General features: G+C 35.8%; 17 protein-coding genes. 6 read left to right on the forward strand and 11 right to left on the reverse strand.

The window, feature by feature from the left end; translation table 11 throughout:
- Positions 1 to 68: 68 nt before the first annotated feature.
- Positions 69 to 1,373, reverse strand: a complete 1,305-nt coding sequence (locus AACZ41_RS12365; protein ID WP_339628803.1) for an MFS transporter — start codon at positions 1,371 to 1,373, stop codon at positions 69 to 71.
- Between the two features lie 88 nt (positions 1,374 to 1,461).
- Here AACZ41_RS12365 and AACZ41_RS12370 point away from each other — a divergent pair, with 88 nt between their 5' ends.
- Entirely contained in the window at positions 1,462 to 2,244 is a 783-nt protein-coding gene (locus tag AACZ41_RS12370; RefSeq protein ID WP_339628804.1) for an NIPSNAP family protein, read from the forward strand.
- Between the two features lies 1 nt (position 2,245).
- Here AACZ41_RS12370 and AACZ41_RS12375 read toward each other — a convergent pair whose 3' ends face one another.
- From AACZ41_RS12375 to AACZ41_RS12385, 3 genes are all read right to left on the reverse strand, one after another.
- Complete coding sequence (locus AACZ41_RS12375; RefSeq protein ID WP_339628805.1) at positions 2,246 to 3,310, reverse strand: OmpA family protein; 1,065 nt, start codon at positions 3,308 to 3,310, stop codon at positions 2,246 to 2,248.
- A gap of 155 nt (positions 3,311 to 3,465) precedes the next feature.
- On the reverse strand, positions 3,466 to 5,241 hold the full coding sequence (locus tag AACZ41_RS12380) for a TonB-dependent receptor (protein WP_339628806.1): 1,776 nt from the start codon (positions 5,239 to 5,241) through the stop codon (positions 3,466 to 3,468).
- A 5-nt stretch (positions 5,242 to 5,246) separates the two neighbouring features.
- Positions 5,247 to 8,264 (reverse strand): tetratricopeptide repeat protein, encoded by a 3,018-nt coding sequence (locus tag AACZ41_RS12385; RefSeq protein WP_339628807.1) that lies wholly within the window; start codon positions 8,262 to 8,264, stop codon positions 5,247 to 5,249.
- 155 nt (positions 8,265 to 8,419) lie between these two features.
- Between AACZ41_RS12385 and AACZ41_RS12390 the strand changes: the two genes are divergently transcribed.
- The 3 genes from AACZ41_RS12390 to AACZ41_RS12400 all read left to right on the forward strand — a co-directional run bounded on the left by AACZ41_RS12390 (position 8,420) and on the right by AACZ41_RS12400 (position 10,434).
- Positions 8,420 to 9,103 carry an ATP-binding cassette domain-containing protein gene (locus AACZ41_RS12390; RefSeq protein ID WP_091623211.1) on the forward strand — a complete coding sequence of 228 codons (684 nt, stop codon included), beginning with the start codon at positions 8,420 to 8,422 and terminating at the stop codon, positions 9,101 to 9,103.
- Positions 9,104 to 9,144: 41 nt separating this feature from the next.
- The gene (locus AACZ41_RS12395; protein WP_339628811.1) at positions 9,145 to 9,510 is read left to right on the forward strand and encodes a DUF1801 domain-containing protein; all 366 of its coding nucleotides are present in this window, start codon (positions 9,145 to 9,147) and stop codon (positions 9,508 to 9,510) included.
- Positions 9,511 to 9,621: 111 nt separating this feature from the next.
- Positions 9,622 to 10,434: an amidohydrolase family protein gene (locus AACZ41_RS12400; protein ID WP_339628812.1), complete on the forward strand. Its 813-nt coding sequence runs from the start codon at positions 9,622 to 9,624 to the stop codon at positions 10,432 to 10,434.
- A 203-nt stretch (positions 10,435 to 10,637) separates the two neighbouring features.
- On the opposite strand, the gene AACZ41_RS12405 is transcribed toward AACZ41_RS12400, so the two are convergent.
- From AACZ41_RS12405 to AACZ41_RS12420, 4 genes are all read right to left on the reverse strand, one after another.
- The gene (locus AACZ41_RS12405) at positions 10,638 to 10,889 is read right to left on the reverse strand and encodes a hypothetical protein (RefSeq protein ID WP_339628814.1); all 252 of its coding nucleotides are present in this window, start codon (positions 10,887 to 10,889) and stop codon (positions 10,638 to 10,640) included.
- Positions 10,890 to 11,007: 118 nt separating this feature from the next.
- The gene (locus AACZ41_RS12410) at positions 11,008 to 12,075 is read right to left on the reverse strand and encodes a dipeptide epimerase (RefSeq protein WP_339628815.1); all 1,068 of its coding nucleotides are present in this window, start codon (positions 12,073 to 12,075) and stop codon (positions 11,008 to 11,010) included.
- The gene (locus AACZ41_RS12415; RefSeq protein ID WP_339628816.1) at positions 12,072 to 13,145 is read right to left on the reverse strand and encodes a DUF1611 domain-containing protein; all 1,074 of its coding nucleotides are present in this window, start codon (positions 13,143 to 13,145) and stop codon (positions 12,072 to 12,074) included. The genes AACZ41_RS12410 and AACZ41_RS12415 overlap by 4 nt, the downstream gene beginning before the upstream one ends.
- 9 nt (positions 13,146 to 13,154) lie before the next feature.
- Positions 13,155 to 14,216 carry a pyridoxal-phosphate dependent enzyme gene (locus AACZ41_RS12420; protein ID WP_091622265.1) on the reverse strand — a complete coding sequence of 354 codons (1,062 nt, stop codon included), beginning with the start codon at positions 14,214 to 14,216 and terminating at the stop codon, positions 13,155 to 13,157.
- Between the two features lie 252 nt (positions 14,217 to 14,468).
- On the opposite strand from AACZ41_RS12420, the gene AACZ41_RS12425 reads away from it, so the two are divergent.
- Entirely contained in the window at positions 14,469 to 15,386 is a 918-nt protein-coding gene (locus AACZ41_RS12425) for a serine hydrolase (protein WP_339628817.1), read from the forward strand.
- Positions 15,387 to 15,414: 28 nt separating this feature from the next.
- Positions 15,415 to 18,234, forward strand: a complete 2,820-nt coding sequence (locus AACZ41_RS12430; protein ID WP_339628818.1) for a hypothetical protein — start codon at positions 15,415 to 15,417, stop codon at positions 18,232 to 18,234.
- 15 nt (positions 18,235 to 18,249) lie between these two features.
- Here the strand turns inward: AACZ41_RS12430 and AACZ41_RS12435 are convergent, their stop codons facing one another.
- The 3 genes from AACZ41_RS12435 to AACZ41_RS12445 all read right to left on the reverse strand — a co-directional run bounded on the left by AACZ41_RS12435 (position 18,250) and on the right by AACZ41_RS12445 (position 22,396).
- Positions 18,250 to 18,795, reverse strand: coding sequence for a cupin domain-containing protein (locus tag AACZ41_RS12435; protein WP_339628819.1), 546 nt, complete (start codon positions 18,793 to 18,795; stop codon positions 18,250 to 18,252).
- A 74-nt stretch (positions 18,796 to 18,869) separates the two neighbouring features.
- Positions 18,870 to 19,682: a helix-turn-helix domain-containing protein gene (locus AACZ41_RS12440; protein WP_339628820.1), complete on the reverse strand. Its 813-nt coding sequence runs from the start codon at positions 19,680 to 19,682 to the stop codon at positions 18,870 to 18,872.
- Between the two features lie 86 nt (positions 19,683 to 19,768).
- Positions 19,769 to 22,396, reverse strand: coding sequence for a glucosidase (locus AACZ41_RS12445; protein ID WP_339628821.1), 2,628 nt, complete (start codon positions 22,394 to 22,396; stop codon positions 19,769 to 19,771).
- Positions 22,397 to 22,463: the final 67 nt, after the last annotated feature.

The raw sequence follows: 22,463 nt of genomic DNA on the forward strand, positions 1-22,463 counted from the left end.
TTTGTAAAGATAATTTGATTTCTACTTGAACTGCAAGTTGTTAACCATTAACTTTTTAAAATATCGAATTACTGCGGATTATCCGCTTTCAAAGAGCCGATTGCCAGAAAAAGCAAAAATACCAAGCCTAAATATCCTACCATTTCATATGACCCAAAGATTGACAAACACAAGCTAAAAATACTAGGCGCCAATGCACTTGCCAAAATTAAAAAGCTCATAACCTTTCCGGTGATGCTTCCTAAATGAGATCTGCCAAAAAAACGAGGCCATGCAACCGCATTTAGAACTGCGAAAAATCCGCCCAAAATACCAAAACCAGCAATTAACATTGGAATTCCTGCAGGAGTGGATAAGAACAAAAAGCCTAAAGAGGCTAAAAACCCGCCTAACAGCATTAAATACAAATACAGTTTTAACGGCAAATAATCACTTAAAAAATTAAATAAAGTAGAAACTGTTACCGCAACCACTGACCCAGGAAGAAATATCGCTATAGCATCTTCTTTTATAAAACCTTCGTGCGTAAAAATAGAAACTACATGAAAAGTTAGTCCGGTGATAAAAAAGCTATTGAAGGCTAAGGTAAGTCCGTACATCCAAAATGCTCTTTCTTTTTTAGCTTCGTTTAGCGTGAATTGTTTTGGCACTACTTTTTTCTCTACTTCCTCTGCAGATAAAGATTTTGCTCCATCTGGCAGAAGACCATGCTTTTCAGGTGAGATTTTGTAAAAAGTATAAATAAACATACTGAACACCAATAACCCAATTGCCATAAACCGCCATGTGCTTTCCCAACCATACCTTTCAATAAGGAAGTTGACCCATAAAGGTGAAGATGAAAAGCCGAAGGAAAGTGCAACACTACTAAATGAATTTACTTTACCTCGATTTTTATCGAACCAAATCATGATAACATTTCTTGAAGCCATGGTCAACACCCCTTGACCTGCAAATCGTAATAGAAAAAACAATACCGTCATTAAAGCAAATGGCACCATCCAAGTATCTACGGATAAGAGCTCTTTAATATAGGAACTCATTAGTGCAGACCACGAACATAAAAATAAGGTCAGCCCTAAAGTCAAAGCTGCAAAGAATGCGACATATCGGGCGCCATACTTATCGAACCAAACCCCTGCCCTACCAATGACAAGTGAACTCACAATAGTACCAATCATGTAGGCATTACTAAATTGATTTCGAGAAAGCCCTAACGCATCTTTTACGGGGTCAGTAAATACCGACACACCAATGGTTTGACCTGGTATGCTACAATAAATTCCAACTGTACCTATTACTAGTATTACATAGCCATAAAAAATTGGGCTTTTAGCAGGATCAATAAGTGGTTTTTGAAGAAAGCTTGACATAATTAAATTAGTACTAGCAAAAATACATCATCGACATCAGTAAATTTATCGTTAACTTTCTAATCTTAATTCAAACACAATGAAATTCATGAAAAACAAACATCTTATACCGTTGCTGTTAATTTTGTATACGGTTTTCTCTTCATTTTCCAGTTATGGCCAAAACAAAGAATACTACCAGCTAAAAACATACACTATAAAAAACGATGATCAAGAAAAAAGGGTAGACGCCTATTTGAAGGATGCCTATTTACCTGCATTAAAAAGATTGGGCATAGAACATGTTGGAGTATTTAAAGTACGACCAGATAAATTTAAGTTAAGTGATAAAATTTATGTTTTAATACCTTTCAAAACATTGGCAGAGTTTGATAAACTAGAAGCTATGCTTGCTGTAGACAAGGCACATTTAACTTCAGGTGCCGATTATATAAACGCCACTCATGACAAAAAACCGTACGAAAGAATCAGTTCGGTTTTAATGCGTGCTTTTCCTGATATGCCTGTTATGAAGCCTAGCAGTGTAGAAGGCGAACGTAAAGACAGGGTTTACGAATTACGTAGTTATGAAGGGCCAACAGAGGCAATGTATCAAAGAAAAGTTGATATGTTCAATGAAGGTGGCGAAGTTGAACTATTTGAAAATTTAGGGTTCAATGCCGTATTCTATGCCGATGTTATTTCAGGAGATAAGATGCCGAATTTAATGTACATGACTACATTTTCTGATATGGATAAACGTAATGCTTTGTGGAAAAATTTTGTCGATTCTGATAAATGGAAAGAAATTTCGGTAATGGATAAATATGTAAACACTGTAAGTAATGCAGACATTTTTCTATTGTATCCAACAGAATATTCCGATTATTAAATTAGTCCTTTAAAATAAATTCTACGCGCCGGTTGAGTAATCTACCGGCGTCTGTAGTATTATCAGCTATTGGTTTTACACTTCCCAAACCAGAGAATGCTATTCGACTTTCATCAATGCCATTGTTGATCAAAAAATGGGCCACCTCTTCAGCTCTTTTAAAGGATAGAATTTTATTAAAGGTATTAGACCCAATATTATCGGTATGCCCGGTTATAGCTATGTTCAATGTAGTATGTTCTTTCATGTAAGCCACTAATGAGTTCAATTCCCGTTGATGTGAATTTCTAGGAATACTTCGGTTAAAATCGAAATTAATATCTCTAAAGACATGCACGCTATCTATTTTATAGTTCTCTTGTTCTTCAGCGGTCAATATCGCTTCTCGTGAATCTTTTTTATATACTGACACCATGTCTAGGTAATAGTATGACCCTTTTGTAATCTTTTTTTTGGTCTGAAATTTCTGAGTGCGTTTGTTATTTTTAAAATTCCCGATAATTAAATAATTCTCAGTACCGTTCGCTACAAACTCTTTTGTAAGCTTTATCCATTCTTTTTCATCGGAAAAAAAATTTGAATATTTAATTTCAAGCTGATTTGAAGTATCACCTTTTAATTTAGAAAAGTGCATGCTCGATAACACTTTACTAGTTTCTACCTGTACTGGAAACTCAGAAAACCGAATACCAAATTCTTTCACTGCAAAATCCGAGCGTTCTGCCAAACTCACATAAAAAGAAATGGTATAATGTTCACCTTTTATTAATGTAGAAATTAAGTTCGCCTCTATGTATTCTCGATAATCATTTGGTGCAAACATGTAAAAGCCCACATAACCAACACCAAAATCTGCCAGTTGTTGACCATTAAAATTTTTGGGAGTTCCCATAGCTTCGCTACATCCATTAAAATAATCCGTAGACCCTATGGTGGGCATTTTCCAATCTTCAACATCTAGTTCTAGATTGCCTAATTTAACGGGACAGTTAATAAAGTTTTCAAAACTAGGGTTTCGCACAAGATTTTGAGAATAGCCAGAATAAGATGCGCAAAGAAGTAGCAAAAAAATTATTCCTGTATATAAATCTCGTAATTGCATAAAACATAAATCGTTCTCTAAAGTACAGAAAACCTACAAAATCATAGCATTACAAAAAAAGCCCTTCATGATTACAAGAAGGGCTTATCTATATTCGTGAATTTTATTTACAAGTATTTCTAAAAATCGAACTTATATGTTGCTCCTCCTAAGACTTGAATGCCTTGTACTTGAAAATTAGACCAGCGTTGGTAATCGTTATTAGAAAGATTTGAACCTTTTATAAAAAAAGAAAGTTGGTCATCAAATCGAAAACCCACATGGGCATTGGCATCAAAATAACCATCTAAAGTAATAAGCGTTACGGGAAATTCACTTGGTTGAACATTTTCTACAACTGAAGAAGAAAAATCTTCACGCTCGCCAACATAAAATAAGTTTGCACCCATAAACCATTGCTCACCAATCTGATAATCCATAAATAATGAACCTTTTAAATTTGGTAAGTTCCAAGCTGCGTTTCCTGTCTCAGTAGAGTAATCATATATTTCGGCATTTACCCCTAAAGTGAAATTACGATTCACATCTATATTCAACTCTCCAAATATGCCCAAAGTCTTGATATCATCATAAAACACATCAAATGAATTACCATAATAGTATCCTTTTTCATCTGATCTAAAATCGTTTCTAGGATTCAATCGATACAACGGCTTATTATTTTCTGCTGAATATGACCCTTTAACATTATAGCTTAAATTTGGCAATAGCTGACCTTTGAATCCTACATAAGCGTTATATTGACTATCGGTGGGAGCAATTGACAATGTCGGGGAAACATATGGGTTACCCTCTACTAAATCATAGTATGAGTTCTGCTTTAATTCCCCATTAACACCACCATAAGCAATTACGGATTCATCTAACAACCTGTATGACGCAGTAACTGCCGGATAAATATAAAAGTTGCTTTCACTATTTTCCAAATCCATTCCGTACACCAAATTCACACCAAGATTTAAAGAAAGGTCATCACGAAGCATTTTTAATGACGGATTGATACCTGCCTGTAAATTGCCATAAGAAATACCGTTATCATTGGTACTACTACTTACACTGGCATTTTCGAAAGTACCACCTACATAATCAACTTTCACCTTAACCTCTAAAGCTTCTTCGTTCATCGGAAATTCAAAACCGGTATTAAATATCGCTCTATTCTCACCTGAACTTACAGCATCAAAAAAGCGACGATATTTTAAATCGGCTCTCTTAAAATAGGCATCTTCAATGTTAATGTGTCCTCCAACTTCTCCCATAAAATAGTTCTGCCGTTCATCGATACTGCCAATTACCGCTTCACTGAAAACACCTGGCTCAATTCCGTACCAATTATATAATTGGTGTTGAAGTCCGACTGCTGCTCCCCAATCTAAATCACGATCACGTTTTGCGTACGAAGCGTCCAATCTTGTATCGTAAAAAGTGTCATTCAATTCCACTCCATTAATTCCACCTCGTGAGGATAAATGATTAAAACCAACATCAAAATTTTCATCTCTATTGATAGTTCTACTGGTATAAAACTCACCTAACACATTACCATAAAGTCCTGCCCCTAAAGAAGCATAAGAATTAAACAACTGTGGTGGTGGTAGTTTTTCTACTTTCGAGGCCGTTCCTTTAGACGGTGTAAATGTCGATGCCACAGGCACTGAAAAAATACTATAGGTAATCGGCTTTTTTTGAAGAACGATAGAATCGTTCAAATTAGGAACTGACTTTATTTTAAAGGCATCTGAAACTGTAGGTGTATACGCTTTCGTAACGGTCACTGTTTCAGTTCCTAAATCTTTTTCATCGTCTTGGGCAAAACTAACGTGCAGGCCAAGAGCTAAAAAAATAAGCGTAATTATATGTTTGTTGTACATAGGTGTTCTTTTACTGGTGTACATGATGTTTAATTAGGATTAACCGATGAATTACTTTGAGCTTCTTTAGATTTGATGATGGCTAGCTCTGCCCTTGCATCAGCAACAATTTCTGGATACTGACTGAAATTGGTAATCACACTTTCTAAAATGTAAGTAGCCTGATAGGCATCTTTTAGCGCATAATAGTTTTTCGCCATTAAGACCAAACCTTTACCACCCCATTCCTTATAAGCCGCATAATCTTTTGCGAGTTTCTGAACGGCCACATTCGAGTTTTCAAAAGCACCGTCTTTATGCTCAAAATAGGCATCATAGTATAACGCTTCTGCAGCGGTCGCGCCAGAAGCAATTTTCAATACTTCGGCATAAGCAGATTTTGCCTTTGCCTCATTGTTGGTTGCAACAGCTGATCTAGCGATCATAATATGTGCATCACTCTTAATACGGTTATCGATATTTGAAGTTGCCAATACCTTATCAGCATATTCTAATGTTTTCGCATAATTACGCTGCCTATAATACCCTTTCATTAAATTAGAGCGTGCAAAGGTTCTATTCTGTTGAATATTCGCCTGACCCTCCAATTTCAGCAAATAAGGCAATGCAGTTTCGTAATCGTCTTTACCGATATAAACTTCACAAACTCTTGTCAAAGCCTGTTCAGCATATTCACTGGTGCTTCTATCGGCAACATACTTGTAAAAGGGTATAGCCGATTCTTTTTCTCCTTTTCCGAAGTACAATTGTGCCAAACTGAAATTTGCATCAACGGCATGCAGCCCATTTGGAAATTGCTGAATATAATTTTTATATGCACGTATGGCAGGCTCAACATTACCTTCTAGGTTTTGTTTTTGCGCAGCATCAAAACTTGCATTATCTAGTTCCGTATCGGTTACCTCAACAAAATCAAGACCACGAACCCAATCTGCATATTCGCTAACTTGCCCTAAATCAACATAAACTAATTTTGCCGTAGCAACGGCTTGTATCGCTTCTTGAGTTTTTGGGTAATCACGAACAACCGTCTTAAACTTCACTAAAGCAGTGTCGTTTCTGTTGGCGTTGTAATTAACCAAACCTTGTCTCATTAAAGCTTGTGGCACCAAAGAACTACCCTTGTATTCGTTTATTAAACGATCGTAAGCCTCCAATCCTTTATTCTCTTGACCTTGTGAAATGTAAGTGTTTCCTAATTCGAAAAGCGCATCATCTTTGAAGCTTGATCTTGGATACTGACTTACAAAAGATTCTAAGTTTTCTATTTTACTGCCACTCCTATCCACATAACCATAGCTCATTGCTTTTTGGTACGCTGCATAGTCTTTCTCTGGTCCTATCAAATCTAACGCCTTGTTATACGTTTCTATCGCTGGCCAATATTTACTGGTCGCATAATAGCTATCTCCTAATCGTAAAAAGCCATCATGTAATTTCTCTACTTCAGCATTACTGTTACCTGTGAATGAATTAAAATGAGTTATGGCATCTGAATATTTTTTCTGTTTGAAGTATGCATACGCTAAACTATAATCTACATCGGCATACATTTCTGTATTCTTTGCTGACGGATTATTTTTAAAAGCAGCATACCCTTTTACAGCATCATCAAATCGATTTGACAAATAATCCGCTTCTGCTTTCCAGTAACTCGCTCTTGCTTTGAACAACATATCTTCAGCACTCGACAATGACTTAGCTAAATTCTCTGAAGCAGCAACATAATCACCTTCCATAAAAAGTTCGATACCTCTATAGTATGCTACTTTTTGGTAGACCGATTTACTTGCATAGTTTTTATTTTCTTCGAGCAATTTCATAGCTCCGGCAAAGTTCTTTGAAGTAATGTATGAATCGACCAACAAGGTTTGCATTTCTTCTTGGTGTTCGTCGTTCGGGTAGGTTTTTAAGTAATTGGTAATCACCTGTGGTACTGGCTCATAAGCGTTACCCACTTCATAACTCAATCGTGCATAATTTAAAAATGCATCTTTTTGAATTTCTGCACTATAATCCATTTGAGAAGCATTTCTAAAAGCGTTTAGAGCTTCCTGCTTTTTATCCAACTTTAAATAACACTCCGCCAAATGGTAATAAGCATTTTGTGCAACGCTGTTGGTTCCGCCAATAATTTTATTGAATTGAGCAATGGCATTTGCATAATCGCCACCCTTGTAATAGGCATATCCTAAGTAATAGTAATCTGTATTACTCCACTTACCTCCTTTACCGTTATATTCCTTTAAATAAGGAACTGCATTCTCATATTGCTTAAGATTAAAATAACTCTCGCCAATTACCTTATTCAATTCAGAAACTTCTTTTCTGTCAGATTTTGGCAACTGTTTTTTCGCCAAAACAATTGCTTCTTCGAACTTACCCAGCTTAAAATTCATGTCGGCCTGATAATAACTCAATTTCTCCTCTAGAACATCTTGATCCGTAATTTGGTCGAAACGTTGGTTGGCAGTTTCGTAATCATCTTGCTGATACGAAATATAACCCAAGTAATACTTGGCTTGTGAACCGTAAACTGGTGAAGTAGTTACCTTTTCTAAATATTTTTCAGCTTCTTTCGTTTTACGGGATGAAAACAAAGAATACCCATAATTGAAATTAAACTTGTCCATCTCACCACGAGACAATGACTTCTGGTCTACCTTGTCATACCACTTTAGGGCATATGGATATTTACCAGTTTGAAAATAATATTCTGCTACGTCTGCAAAGGCAGAATTACGTTTTGTAGAGGTAGGATATTTTTCGACAAAATCCTCCATTAAACGATCCGCACCAATTTGGTTAAGTCGTACTGCTGCATTAGCCGCATAGTATGCGCTATTGGCAGCCGTCTCCTCATCTTTTGTAGTTACCTTGACCTTATCAAAAATGGTCTGTGCCGCTTGATATTGTTCGTTGTTGTAAAGCGCTAGGGCGTCTTGAAATGCTTTTTGTTCGTGGGTATAGATTTTAGACTCTTGGGCACTGGTCAAAGCGACCAAACCGAATACCAACGGAATAAAAGCGGTGATTTTTTTAAGCATAGTGTTCTGTTACTATTTAGAAATACCGTTATAACATGTCATAACGACAAAAATTGTACCTAAGTATGTGCAATACCACTGCAAAAGAAAAGAATTTGAAAAAGGGTTCTCTATTATCAATAGGAACTTATTACTTTTATATCAACATTAGCGCTATGAAAGAGATTGTTTTAGAACTTAAGGATGCCTCTATATTTCAAAAAGAGAGTTTGGTTTTGAGCGAAGTGAGTTTAAAAATTGAAAAAGGGGAATTCGTATACCTCATCGGTAAAACGGGAAGCGGTAAAAGTAGCTTCATGAAAACACTATATGGTGATTTACCATTACAAAAAGGTGAAGGTCATATTGTTGAGTTCAACTTAAAGACCTTAAAAGAAAATGACATACCATTTCTTAGACGAAAATTAGGTATTGTTTTTCAAGATTTTAAACTTTTGCCAGACCGAAATATCAACCAAAATATGCTCTTTGTTTTGAAGGCCACTGGATGGACAGACAAGGCGAAAATGGACACCCAAGTATTGAATGTTCTTGAAAAAGTAGGCATGAAAACTAAGGGGTTCAAATTTCCTCATGAACTTTCTGGTGGAGAGCAGCAACGTATAGCAATAGCGCGTGCACTTTTAAACGACCCAGAATTAATTATAGCCGATGAACCTACCGGAAACCTAGATCCACAAACCAGTGTAGAGGTAATGAAGGTATTACAAGAAATAAATAAAGCTGGCCGAACAATATTAATGGCCACCCACGATTACGCCCTAATTCTTAAATACCCAGCTAAAACCATTAAGTGCGATGCTAATAAGGTGTTTGAGGTAGTGCAAAGGGCGGTTTAGGTCATTAGATTTTCATATATAAACCCTTAAGGTTATAGCGAATGAAACCGACAACTGTTGAAGAATATTTTGAGCAAGTAAAAGAAGAAAAGCTAGAAAAATTAAATGAATTACGATTCATATTAAAAAATGTAGCTCCAAATGCTATTGAAATTTTAAAATGGGGAAAACCTGTTTTTAAATCAGAAACTATTTTATTTGCATATTCCGCGCATAAATTACATTTAACTTTTATCCCAACTGGCCCTTCGTTAAAACCCTTTCAAAAAGAACTTGAACCATACAAAGTCAACAAAGATTCAATTCAATTTTTGTACAATGAACCACTACCGGTAGAGCTTATACAGAAAATTGCTAAATACAGAATAAACGATGTTGAAGTAAATCTAGCAAAGTGGAAGTATTAAAGCGATCCACTTTAATTTTCTTGATTTTAGTAAAACCTTAAAAAGCATTCCCTAACAAACATTCTTTATAATTAGGTATAAAGAATGCTAATTAACGAAAAATAAAAAAACATGATCATAGACGTACATACCCACATCAACAATTACCATGAAGATAGAGTAGTTTCTTTAAACCAAAGTTTAGACAAACTTTCTGAAAACATGGTAGCCAATAATATCGATTACTCGTTGGTATTAACATCCTACAAGGTCAATGAGCATAGGCCAAGTACGAGACAAGTAGTAGAGGCAATAAAGGGCTATAAAAATCTAGGGGTAGTTTCAGGTGTTAGTTACTTACATTATAATCATAGAGATGTACGCGAAATCAGCGAATACCTTGAAAATGGGTTTATTAAAGGGTTAAAATTCTACCCAGGTTATGAACCTTTTTATCCGAATGATATTCGGTTTAAGTTGATGTATGAAATGGCCATAGAATATGATGTTCCCGTAATGTTTCATTCTGGTGATACTTATGCACCAACCGGAAAAATAAAATACTCGCATCCTATTCATATCGATGATTTGGCCGTTGACTATCCTGACTTAAAAATTGTAATCTGTCATGTGGGTAATCCATGGATCAAAGATTGTATGGAAGTCGTTTACAAGAACAAAAACGTTTACGCAGATATATCAGGTTTAGTATTGGGTGACTTCTCAGATAAGTTTGAGCGTTACATGAAAAAGGAAATTGAAGAAATGATTACTTATGCAGGGGATCCGAAATACTTACTCTATGGTACCGATTGGCCGATTTCAAATATGAAATCTTATTTAAAATTCATGAATCAATTAGATTTAGCTGACGAAAAAAAAGATCTGATTCTTTGGAAAAATGCGGCAGAGCTTTTCAAAATTGATGTTAATAAGCTTAAGTAGTTGTTGATTGTTGGTCCAATGAAAAAAACATAAACGAAAAGCCTATTTTCAATATTATTTAAGATAGCACCAAACGAACGGCCTACAACATATCGCGAATAGTCAAATTATACTTCCAATGAACAACCCCGAAAAAGAACGTTTAGCCCAACACCAAAAAGACAAAAAAGAATTGCTGTAGTCAAGTTATCTAACTCAGCAGTTTAAAAGAAGGCAAGCAAACAAAGAATCCGTAATAACTTTACTCGATTGATAGTAGTGATTTTATCTGTTATGGCCGAAAATCCTTCATGGGCATCAATAATCTCTACAATGGTCATGGCGCCTAACAGAAAGAATAGAATTTCAGATATCTCACCTAAATTCTCTCGCAAACTTTCGGTCACGAAATGAATAGATTCCTTTCCAGGAATGCAAGAAAAGCATCCCTTCCAAAAATAAAAACCAACCAGCAAAATGCATCTGTTAATAGGGCTGTAGCAGCTTTATCTATTTTTACAGTATGCTCAAGAGCGATAAATAAATATCCAACGATAAATACAGCAAGTAAAGTCAAATATATAAGGAAGTAAATTAAAACTTAGTTTCAGAATACCCAAGCCCGTATTCTTCGGTGGGATACAAAATACCTTTTTCCAATTTAAAAATAGAATGATAAGGATCATCAATAATATCTAAATGGCCATCTAAATCTGCATAAACAATGTTCGGTCTAGAAAGTGCAAAATGCAAACCAGCAGCAATACCTAAACCGCATTCATCAATACAGCCGACCATTGCATCTAATTTTGCCGCTTTTGCGACCGAGTTAATATGCATACCTACCCAAATACCACCGACTTTCTGCAATTTAATGTTGACCATGTCAACACGTTCATTCTGCGCCAAGCGAAAAGCATCTGTCAATGTTTTTAAACTTTCATCTGCCATTACGGGTATACTTACTTGACCAGTAACTTCCCCTAAGCGCTCCTCAGCTTCAATCTTTGTTGGTTGTTCGAAAATCTCAATTCCAATAGCTGCGGTAGCTTTTACAAAATCTACCGATTCTTTAACAGAATAGCCCTGGTTACCGTCGAACCGTAATTCTACATTCGGATATCTCTCATGAATAGCTTTCATTTTAGCAATATCCTCGTCAAGATTAGAACCTCCCTTAATTTTCAGAATAGTAAAACCTTGTTGAATGAATTCACTAGCATACGATAAGGTTTCTTCTAACCCCATTATACCAATGGTAATACTGGTAGCAATATGGGTGCGAAAACCACCTAAAAATTTATACAACGGAACCTCGGCTTTTTTTGACATTAAATCAAACAAGGCCATATCAACCATTGCCAAGGCAGAAGACCTTTTACCCAATAATTCTTTTAGCTCTAACAACAACAATGCATATGTAAAAGGGTCTTTACCGCGCAAATAAGGAATTATAATATTTTTAATCGCATCGGTAACATCACTAGGTGATTCATTTGTTACCACAGGATCAGGTGCCGCACAACCATACCCAACAATTCTACTATCAGTTTCAATCTTTAAAATAAAATTGCTTGTACGATCTATAGTTTCATATGCAATCGTGTAAGGATCAGATAACTTTAGGTCTAAACGCTCAAAGGAAAGATTGGTTATTCTCATTTTATTTTATTCATCAAAAGTGCAATTAAATCATCTGCACCATATTCCAACACATCGAAAGCAGGCAATTTGGTTTCTAAAGTGATTGCCTTGCAGACATCTAATATTTCATCTTTTTCCATACCTTCATGATTGACCGTAATAGCAATCACTTCTTTCCCGGAAATGACTTGTATAGCATTTATTTGTTCAGCCAACGAATGCATTTTATACCCAGGAAAACCGTCGTACTCTAAGCGTTTAGGGGAGTGTTGTAGAATTACATAATCAGGTCTACCTGCAGCTAAAATCTCAAAACCGCCAGGGTATGCTGGGTTCATTAAACTTCCTTGCCCTTCAATTACAATAACATCTGGATCTTCATTTTTCCATGCGCTAACTACGGCATGTTCAATTTCACCAGAGACAAAATCATTAATACAACTATCCATTACCATACTGTATTTGGCACCTTGCATCCAACCGGTTTGTCCGGTACCAATCATTTCAGCTTTTTTTCCTGCTTTTCTAAAAGCGTGTACCAATATCCAAGCCGTAGTACGTTTACCCAAAGCGGAGTCTGTACCAAGGACTGCTAATTTCAAACAATCTACTTTTTCGATATCACCTGTAAAAAAGTGTAATTGGTCACGATCTGGAGTTTTTCTAATATCTCTAATCTTTACATTTTTCTCTTTTGCCAAAGCAACCAATTCAGGGTCATTGGTTAAAAAATCATGCAATCCACTATCAACATTCCACCCTAGTTGCAAAGCTGCTTTTATAGTTCCTTTTGCTTCTTTTGGCAATCTACCACCATCAGGAGCTAAGCCTATCACCAAATAACTCGGCATATTGTCAGTTGCTTTAAGAGCTGCCACTGCTGATTCCATATCCTTAAAAACAGGGATGCCATTTGGCCTGCCATCTAAAATATCACCAGCATCTGAGCCAGCATATTTTTCATCGAGTACACCTACCACTTCATATCGTTCGGTGAAACGAACCAAGCCATGTGCAGTTTTTCCATTTGGCGTATTAAAAGCACCTTCACAATACACAAGCGCCTTACCGTCAATTACTTTTTTCATCTATTTATTTTAATTTTTTGCAGTGAGCACAGCAACAAAACGATCCGGCTCAAAATTTAATTTTTCATCTAATTCTAGAAGTCCAATGAGTCCAGCCGTTGATGCAGGTAGAATTCGAAATCCTTCCTTTTTATATAACAAGGAGGTCATCTCCTTTAATTTTTTATCACTTATGTTGAATGCCTCACCTTCAGACTCACGTAGCGCATATAGCGCCTCTTCCCCATCAAAACTATGCCAATTTATTAAAGGTTCATTGTACTTAGTTTCTTTAATTGCTGCTGGGTTTAAATCTTTACAATGGTCCAATCCCATTAAAAAAGATTCCACTATCGGATTCTTATGTGAAGATGATGCAGCAATCATTTTAGGAATCCGCGATGTTTTCCCTCTTTTATATAGATTTACAAAACCTCTGTAAATTCCTGCGAACAAGGTTCCGTTTGAAACTGGAACTGCACAATATTTCGGGGCGTCTCCTAGATCTTCAAAAATTTCTTGAGCAATCTGTGCGTAAGCAGATATTTGAAGTGGCGTATTTGCTCCGCCAGGATTGGCATCATACCAGCCATGTTTAGCCGCCAATTTGGAGCTTTCCGTTACAACATCTTCATAACTACCAGGAATACGAATAATTTCAGCATTCAAGGTTTCCATTTCAATTATACGATCTGTGTGGTATGTTTCCGGTATATAAATCTTACAAGCTATACCTGCTAAATCGGCTGCCAAAGCCATGGCTACACCATAATTACCACATGTAGCTAAACTGACTACTTTAAACTCTCGTCTTAATGCATCATACAATTGGGCAAAAGCGATTCGGTCTTTTTGCGTACCGGTCGGATTATCGCCTTCATATTTTATGTATAATTGCCGAACATCAAATTCACGCTCTAAAGTCTTTGCGCGACTCAATCCAGTATCCCCAACTTCTAAACTTATAATGTCCTCAAAACACTCTAGCCGATCAACTATAGATTTGCTCGTATCCTTAACCATTATACTCAATCTACGAGCTTCATTTGACACTTTATTTTCAGCTGTTTTAACGCCGTCTTTAAGATTCATATGTTTCTTTAAATTCCTTTTTTTAATATACAGCAATTATTTTGATTTCCCTTTTTACCTTGATAAACTTTTCCTTTAAAAATGGGATACATAGGTACTATTTTATCTGAAAACATTTGAAATTTTAACATAGCATTTTTAAGGAATTAAATTGGAATGGCGTATTAATTGAATTTCTTTAACTTTCAAGAATTTTAAAAATTAACATAAGGTCAATCAGTCCATTAACTACTTTTGACTACATTTTAAATCATGTATAAATCAATGAGACCAAATCGATTATTGTTCCTACTTTCCTTATTCGTTTGTTTTGCTATTAGCGCACAAGATGAGCTTCCCTTAAAAATTGATAATTCAAAAATAAAGCCCTTACAAAAACTACTAGATAGTTCATTACAAACCAATTTGAGAGATGAGCTAGCATCGCACCCTGAATGGAACGACCTTATAGTACAAAAGAAAATGGCTGTCGGTCTTGTTGACTTAAGTAATCCAGAAAGTGTACGATTTGCCCGTGTAAACGGCAACCACATGATGTACGCCGCAAGTCTTCCTAAAATAGCCATATTATTGGCTGCAATGGATGCTGTTGAAAAAGGAGAGCTGAAAGAAACTTCAGAGGTAAAAAAAGATATGCGTTTAATGATCAGTAAATCTGATAATTCTGCTGCTACTCGAATGATTGATCGTGTAGGGTATGATAAGTTAGAAGCGGTTATGACCGATCCAAAATATGCTTTTTATGACGAGCATAAAGGTGGTGGCCTTTGGGTTGGCAAACGCTATGGTGGTGGTGGCGACACCAATCGTGAACCACTTAAAAATTTAAGTCACGCTGCAACAGTAACTCAGGTTTGTAGGTACTATTATTTATTAGCAAATGGTAAACTAGTTAATCAAAAAAGGTCGAAGCAAATGCTCGACATTCTAGAAGACCCAGAGCTGCATCATAAGTTCGTAAACACTTTAGATAAAATTGCGCCTAATGCAAGACTGTTCAGAAAATCGGGCTCATGGCGAACTTATCATTCAGACTCTATCTTAGTTTGGGGTAAGGATAGTAATAGAAAATACATCTTAGTAGCGCTAGTAGATGATGCCAACGGTGAACAAATTATAAGAGATTTAGTAAAACCAATAGAAAAGGTGCTAAAAAAGCCTGTACTTTAGGTCTTGGAATTAAGATTTCCATGTCTTGATGGTAGAAAGATTAATTAAAAAAATATTTGACGTAAGAGAAGGCGAGTTCAAAGTATCACTTTGGATGCTCGCCTATATCTTTTTGGTCATTGCGGTATTGCTGATTATAAAGCCCACGGTAAATGCTCTTTTTCTCTCAGAATTGGGTATTGAGCAATTACCATTTGCTTTCTTATTAGTTGCTGTTACAGCAGTAACAAGTTCATATTTTTATTCAAAAGCAGTTTCTAGGTTCGCCCTCAAAAAGGTCATTGAGGTGACTATTATTAGTTCTATTATAATTCTTATTGGGTTAGGTATTCTTTTATCGTTAAATGTTGTTAGCGGCGTATTATTATACTTTTTTTATATATGGGTGGCGATATATGCAGTCTTATCCGCTTCTCAATTTTGGATTTTGGCCAACTTAGTTTTTAGTATTAGAGAAGCAAAAAGATTATTTGGATTTATAGGTTCTGGGGCCATTATTGGCGGAATTTTTGGAGGGTATCTTACTTCTATTCTTGCTCCGCTTATTGGTAACGAAAACTTGATGTTCGTTGCTGCCCTACTTCTATTCTTCTGCATCCCGTTACTTAGAAAAATCTGGAATATTCGAGTAAAGAAAAATGGTTCTTTTAGAAAGCATAAGAATCCGGTAAATAATACTGAGCCTCCTCTGAAGCTTATTCTAAAATCTAAGCATCTCACTTATATTGCCAGTATTGTCGCAGTTAGTGTTGTTGTCGCAAAGCTGGTCGATTATCTTTTTAGTGAATTTGCATCTTCTGCAATAACCGATGCTGATGAGCTGACCGCTTTTTTCGCTTTTTGGTTTTCAACATTCAATCTATTATCACTGATCATTCAATTATTTTTCACCCATAGAATTGTAGGTATTTGGGGGGTTGGTTTTTCCTTATTACTCTTACCCATTGGTATTTTTGGCGGAAGTTTTTTATTTCTACTCTTACCAGAGCTTTCTGCTGTGGTACTCATAAAAGCTATGGATGGTATACTGAAACAGTCAATACATAAGAGTGCCTCTGAACTATTGACATTACCCTTACCATTCGATTTAAAGAACAAGACCAAATCGTTTATCGACGTTGTTGTGGATAGTTTGGCCACAGGTGTTGCAGGATGTCTTTTAATATTCGTTGTACGCGGACTAGACCTGCCTTCAATTTACATTGGCATATTGATTATCGTTCTTGTTTGTCTTTGGTTATATTTCATTTATAAAGTACGAATAGAATACTACAAAACCTTTAGGACGAACTTAGAAGTCCTAACAGATTCTTTCAAAAAAACAAAAAAAATTACTGCTTCCAAAACCTCGGTAATTACCGGTATGCGTACCGTTTTCAAAAATGGCACAAAAGAACAAATTCTCTTCATGCTAGATAAATTGATGGAAATCAATGATAAGCGTTTTGCAGATGATGTTGAGTTATTATTAGAGCACCCAAGTAACAAAGTGAAAATATCAGCAATTCAAAACCTATACTTTTTAAATTCAAAAAGTATGACATCTGAGGTTTCTGAGCTTTTAAAAATTGAAGATAGAGATTTGACCATTGCCACCTTAGCGTACATTTTAAGTTTTGCCCATAAAGACAAATCGTTCGTATTCGATGCTTATTTAGAAAATCCTAATGAGCGCATTTCTTCGGCAGCCTTATTTTGTTTGGCAAGGGAGGCTAAACATAATTACTCTCTAAAACAACGCTATTCATTACTAGACCGTATTTCTAAATCGCTCGTTAACATTGAAAAAAATACAGATAACATAAGCTATTTAGAAACTGTAATAGAAATACTGGGCGTTGCTAATATGCCCATTTATTACAACAAGCTTATTGAGTTTCTAAATCATGAAAATGAAGAAATTGTAATGACCACTATCAAGTCTATCGGCAGTACAATAGACCCTAATTTAGGCCAACATATTATTCCGTTTTTAGAACAAAAAAAATATAGACCTACGGTTATTGAGGCATTTAAACAATATGGACCACAAATTTTACCATTACTTCGTAAAAATGTTCAGCAAAGACTGCAACCTTTATCTGTGATTCGATTCATACCTATGGCCATGCAATCTTTTTATTCGAAGGAAGCCGTTCATCAATTATTAGGCATTTTAACAGATAATGATTTAACTGTTCGGTTAGAAGTGGTCAGAGCTTTGAGTGCCATTCGTTCAACACATCCGCAATTAAAATTCAATCGCTATAAAGTGGTGTCGGTAATCTTTGATGAGTGTAAGTTGCACCATCAAACATTATCTTCAATGCATACCCAAATAATTATCTCTTATCGAAACAGAACCAAGTCTAAAAAAGAAATTGGAGATGCAGAAAGAGATGCACGTACAAGCCTTTTAGAGCTTTTAGAACGCAGATTAGATTCTGGTTTAGAGCGCATCTTTAAATTATTAGGTTTACGCTACCAACAAAAAGATGTTGCCATAGCCTATGAAGGTCTTTTAAGCCATAAGCAAGAAGCCCAGCACAATGCCATTGAATTCTTAGACAACCTGCTTTCAGGTGAGCTTAAGCGCAAGCTGCTACCTATTATTGAAGAATCTGCCCTTGATATATCATCAGAAGAAGAGCTTCAAAAAATAAAACATAAGATACCGTCAGAACTAGAATGTTTTAAATTGCTGTTACAAGGCAACGATCTAAAAATTAAGTTGGCGGTTTTATACCTCATTGCACAACAAAAAGAACCTCGTTATTTAAGCATCGTAGAAGAACATCTTAACGATGCCGACCCGAAAATTAGAAGTTTCGCATTAGATGCATTTAAAGCTATAAACGAAGAAGAATAGTCACGTAAATTAGATTTACACAAAAGTTATACCCTGTCTTCCACAAATTTCCGCTACTTTTTCAAAATTCGGTGGTCCTGCAGGTAATTGTGCCAGTTCTTGAAACATAAACTCAATACCTGCAGGAAAAGCGGAGGTAATCATTTTTGCCTTTTCTGTTCCTACAACCTTCCAAGCGTGTGCGATACCTTTTGGGGCAAAAGCAATATCACCCGCTTTTAAGATGGTGGATTTATTTTTTACGGTTATTTCCACTTCTCCCTTAACCACCCTAAAAATTTCATCTTCCTTGGTATGAATATGCGGAGGTATTCCTACACCTGGAGCAACATTATCCACCCATTCCACAATTTGATTGTTTGTGTCTGCGCCCACCAATTTATGGGTCTGTAAATCCCCGATAACATTGAGTACATCTCCATCATCATCTTTAACCACTTTTGGGTCATTAAGAGAAACATGAGGAGTTGAAAATAAATTTGGTTGACTAAGTAGTACACCAGGCATCAATGCTATTCCCAAACCTATTCCTGAATTTTTAATGAAACGTTTTCTATCCATGATTTTAATTTTGCACCAAATTAGGCATAAAGAAAATCGGTTAAAATGTGAAAACCACGGTATAAACTTTGAATTTAAGAACTTCTGCTTCTTCTTAGTGCAGAAGGGTTGGTTCCCGTTTGGGTCTTAAAGAAATAGCTAAAATAATCTGGAGTAGAAAAACCTAAATCATAGCTTATCTCCTTTATCGTTCTATTGGTGAATTTTAAAGCATGACGTGAACGAATCAGTAACTGTTCAATAATTATACTCTTAGAGCTTATATTAAGCACTTCTTGAACGCATTCATTCAAATATTTTGCAGATATATTAAGTTGTGACGCATAGTACCCTACCTCATGAGATTTCACGATATTCTTATCTACTAACTGCTTAAACGCATATACAATGTTTGCCTTTGTTTGGTTTTTTTCAATGATTGATTTTATATTACATTGACCATCGCAGTATACAAAGAAGGTGTTTAGTAGTGAAATCAATGCATCCTCCTTATTATTTAGATGAGAACCCAAAAGCTCATCTATCATTTCTAAGATAGCTTGGGTTCGTTTCTCAATACCCGGACTTAATTTAAATAGCGGAATGGTTCCGGAGTTGAACAATCTTACTTGGTTGATATGAAGTTTGCTCAACAATGGATTGCTAAGTATCTCCTGTGACAATTGAAGTATATACCCTGCATTTACACTATTTTCTCTAGTATAAAGCTTCCATTGTAGTTTATTATCCAAGAAAAAAATAGAATTTGATATGTTTGGATATAAAACACCGTCTATCTCAACGCCTTTAATTTCGTCCTTGACCCAACAAACAGCATAGTCAGAATCATCAGTAGAGTGGGAAACATTTTTGACTATTTTCGATATATTAATTGTATCGTTTTTCATCAGTAAAATGTTGATTTAGATAATAGGCCATGTTAATGGACATAGCCTATTAGTATTCTAATATACAAAATTTAAAATTTCTCTGCTTATGAATTCTGCTCCAACTCCATAATCAAGTTGGCTACCAAAGCGGTCCAACCTGTTTGATGTGATGCTCCTAATCCTTTACCAGAATCCCCATCAAAAAACTCATAAAAAAAATGTTCATTTTTAAAATGTTCATTTTTAGTAAACACCTTATTGGCATCTTCAGAATGGTATTGAAATTTACCGTCAGCATTGGGTTGAAATAATTTTATAAGCCTTTTCGAAAGCTCATTGGCAATCTCGTTCAAGTTCAATTTATTACCTGATCTTGTTGGAAATTCATATACATACTTATCACCATAGAACAAGTAATATTTTCGTAGCGATTGAATGATCATATAATTCAATGGCATCCAAATAGGTCCTCTCCAGTTAGAATTACCACCGAACATGTTTGAACGACTTTCCCCAGACTCATATTGAATTTGGTGATATCCATTATGTTGAAAAACAAAAGGATGCTTCTCATGGTATTTTGAAAGAGAACGAATTCCAAATTCTGACAGAAACTCATCCTCATCTAACATTCGATAAAGTAATTTTTCTAATCTAAAGCCTCGCATAATAGAGAACAGGTAATTACCATCTTCGTTAAACTCTTCAATATTTGAAACCAAAGAAGCTAAATCAGGACGCGTACGCACAATTTCAGCAGCCTTAACTTTGAAATATTTTAGTTCCTCAAACAAATCTTTATGAATAATTTCTACTGCAAATAATGGTATGATACCTACTAACGACCGAACTTTTAAACGATCTGTAGTACCATTTGACATTTCAACTACATCATAATAAAAATTATCTACATCGTCCCACAATGAAATTTCTTTTTGTCCAATATGGTGCATGGCCCACGCAATGTTCAAGAAATGCTTAAAAAACTTCGCTACACTATCCTCATAAATAGGGTTGACTATTGCCAACTCTATTGTAATACGTAACATATTCAAGGTAAACATGGCCATCCAACTAGTAGCATCTGCTTGTTGCATTCGTGTTATTCCTTCTGGCATATGATTACGGTCGAAAACACCAATATTATCCAACCCTAAGAAGCCCCCTTCAAAAAGGTTGGTTCCACTTTTATCTTTTTGATTTACCCACCAAGTAAAATTGATAATTAACTTTTGATAAGCTTTTTCTAAAAATTTGGTATCCCCTTTTCCCGCTCGTTTCTTATCTTTTTCATAAACATTCCAAACCGCCCAAGAATGAACTGGGGGGTTCACATCACTAAAATTCCATTCGTATGCAGGTATTTGTCCGTTTGGGTGCATGTAACCTTCACGCAACACCAAAAGCAGTTGTTCTTTTGCGAAATAAGGGTCTATTTCTACAAATGAAGCCATATGAAATGCAAGATCCCAAGCTGCATACCACGGGTACTCCCATTTATCCGGCATTGAAATTACATGACGATTCGTTAAGTGTTGCCAATGAAAATTTCGTGAATCTTTACGATAAGGTTTTAATTCCGCTGGCCCACCGAAGAGCCATTTATACACATCATAGTAATAAAACTGCTTGGTCCAAAGAAGACCAGAAAAAGCTTTTCTCGCAATTTCTTGCTGATCGCTCGGCAAATCTTTCTTTAAAATAGAACCATAGAACTCTTCACATTCTTCGATTCTTTTATTAAAAATAGCTTCGTATTTACTCCATGGGTCGGCAAGTTTTTTCTTGCTCAATCGCACCTTAATTGTCTTCTCCTCACCCGGCTTAAGACGTAATTTATGCCAAACAGCAAGCTTAGAACCAATTTTCGCAGGGTTTACGGTATTTAGTCCATGTACTACATGATCATTAATACCGTCTTTTACATAATCAACTTCATTTGGTACATTATAGATTCGTTTGTTATTGGTTTCATTTTCACAGAACAGTTGCTCACCACCTTCATGATAAAAATAATATCTACCATTTCTTGTACTTCTACTTTGCACCGCAGAGGTTGAAATAGATTTCATTTCCGGGCGCTCAAAACGGTCGTTATGTTTCCAAAAATTTCTAAACCAAAGATGTGGCAATACGTGAATATTCTCTGCTTTACGTCCTCTGTTGATTACAGTGACTTTCATAAGAATATCACCTACATCTTCCTTGGCATATTCTATAAAGCAATCGAAATATGTATTGTTAGCAAAAGCTTTAGTGTCAAGCAATTCAAATTCAGCATCTTCTCTTCCAAGATCTTTATTCTTCTTTAGTAGTTCAGCATATGGGAATTTTTTCTGCGGGTACTTATACAAATACTTAGCATACGAATGTGTTGGAGTTGAAACCTGATGAAAATAAAGTTCCTTTACATCTTCACCATGATTACCCTCGTCATTGGTTAACCCGTATAAACGCTCTTTCAAAATTGGGTCTTTACCGTTCCAAAAAGCAGGGGCCAAACAAAGTATTTCCCTAGAATCGCAAAAACCACCAATACCTTCTTCTCCCCACCTATAGGCATTACTTCGGGCTTTGTCATGGTCAACAAAATCCCATGCATAACCATTTTCACTATAATCTTCTCTTACGGTACCCCATTGCCGTTCTGCCAAATACGGGCCCCATCTCTTCCAATATTTATAATTATCCTCAACGGCTAATCTTTCTTCCTCAGCATTTTTATGGATCATACAGTCTTTAATAAATTATATCTTTTAATCTTTTTCAACATAGATCCTTTAAACGATTATTTCATAG

Origin of the sequence: uncultured Maribacter sp. (genome assembly GCF_963974015.1) — a bacterium.
In the GTDB taxonomy this organism is placed as follows: Bacteria; Bacteroidota; Bacteroidia; order Flavobacteriales; family Flavobacteriaceae; genus Maribacter.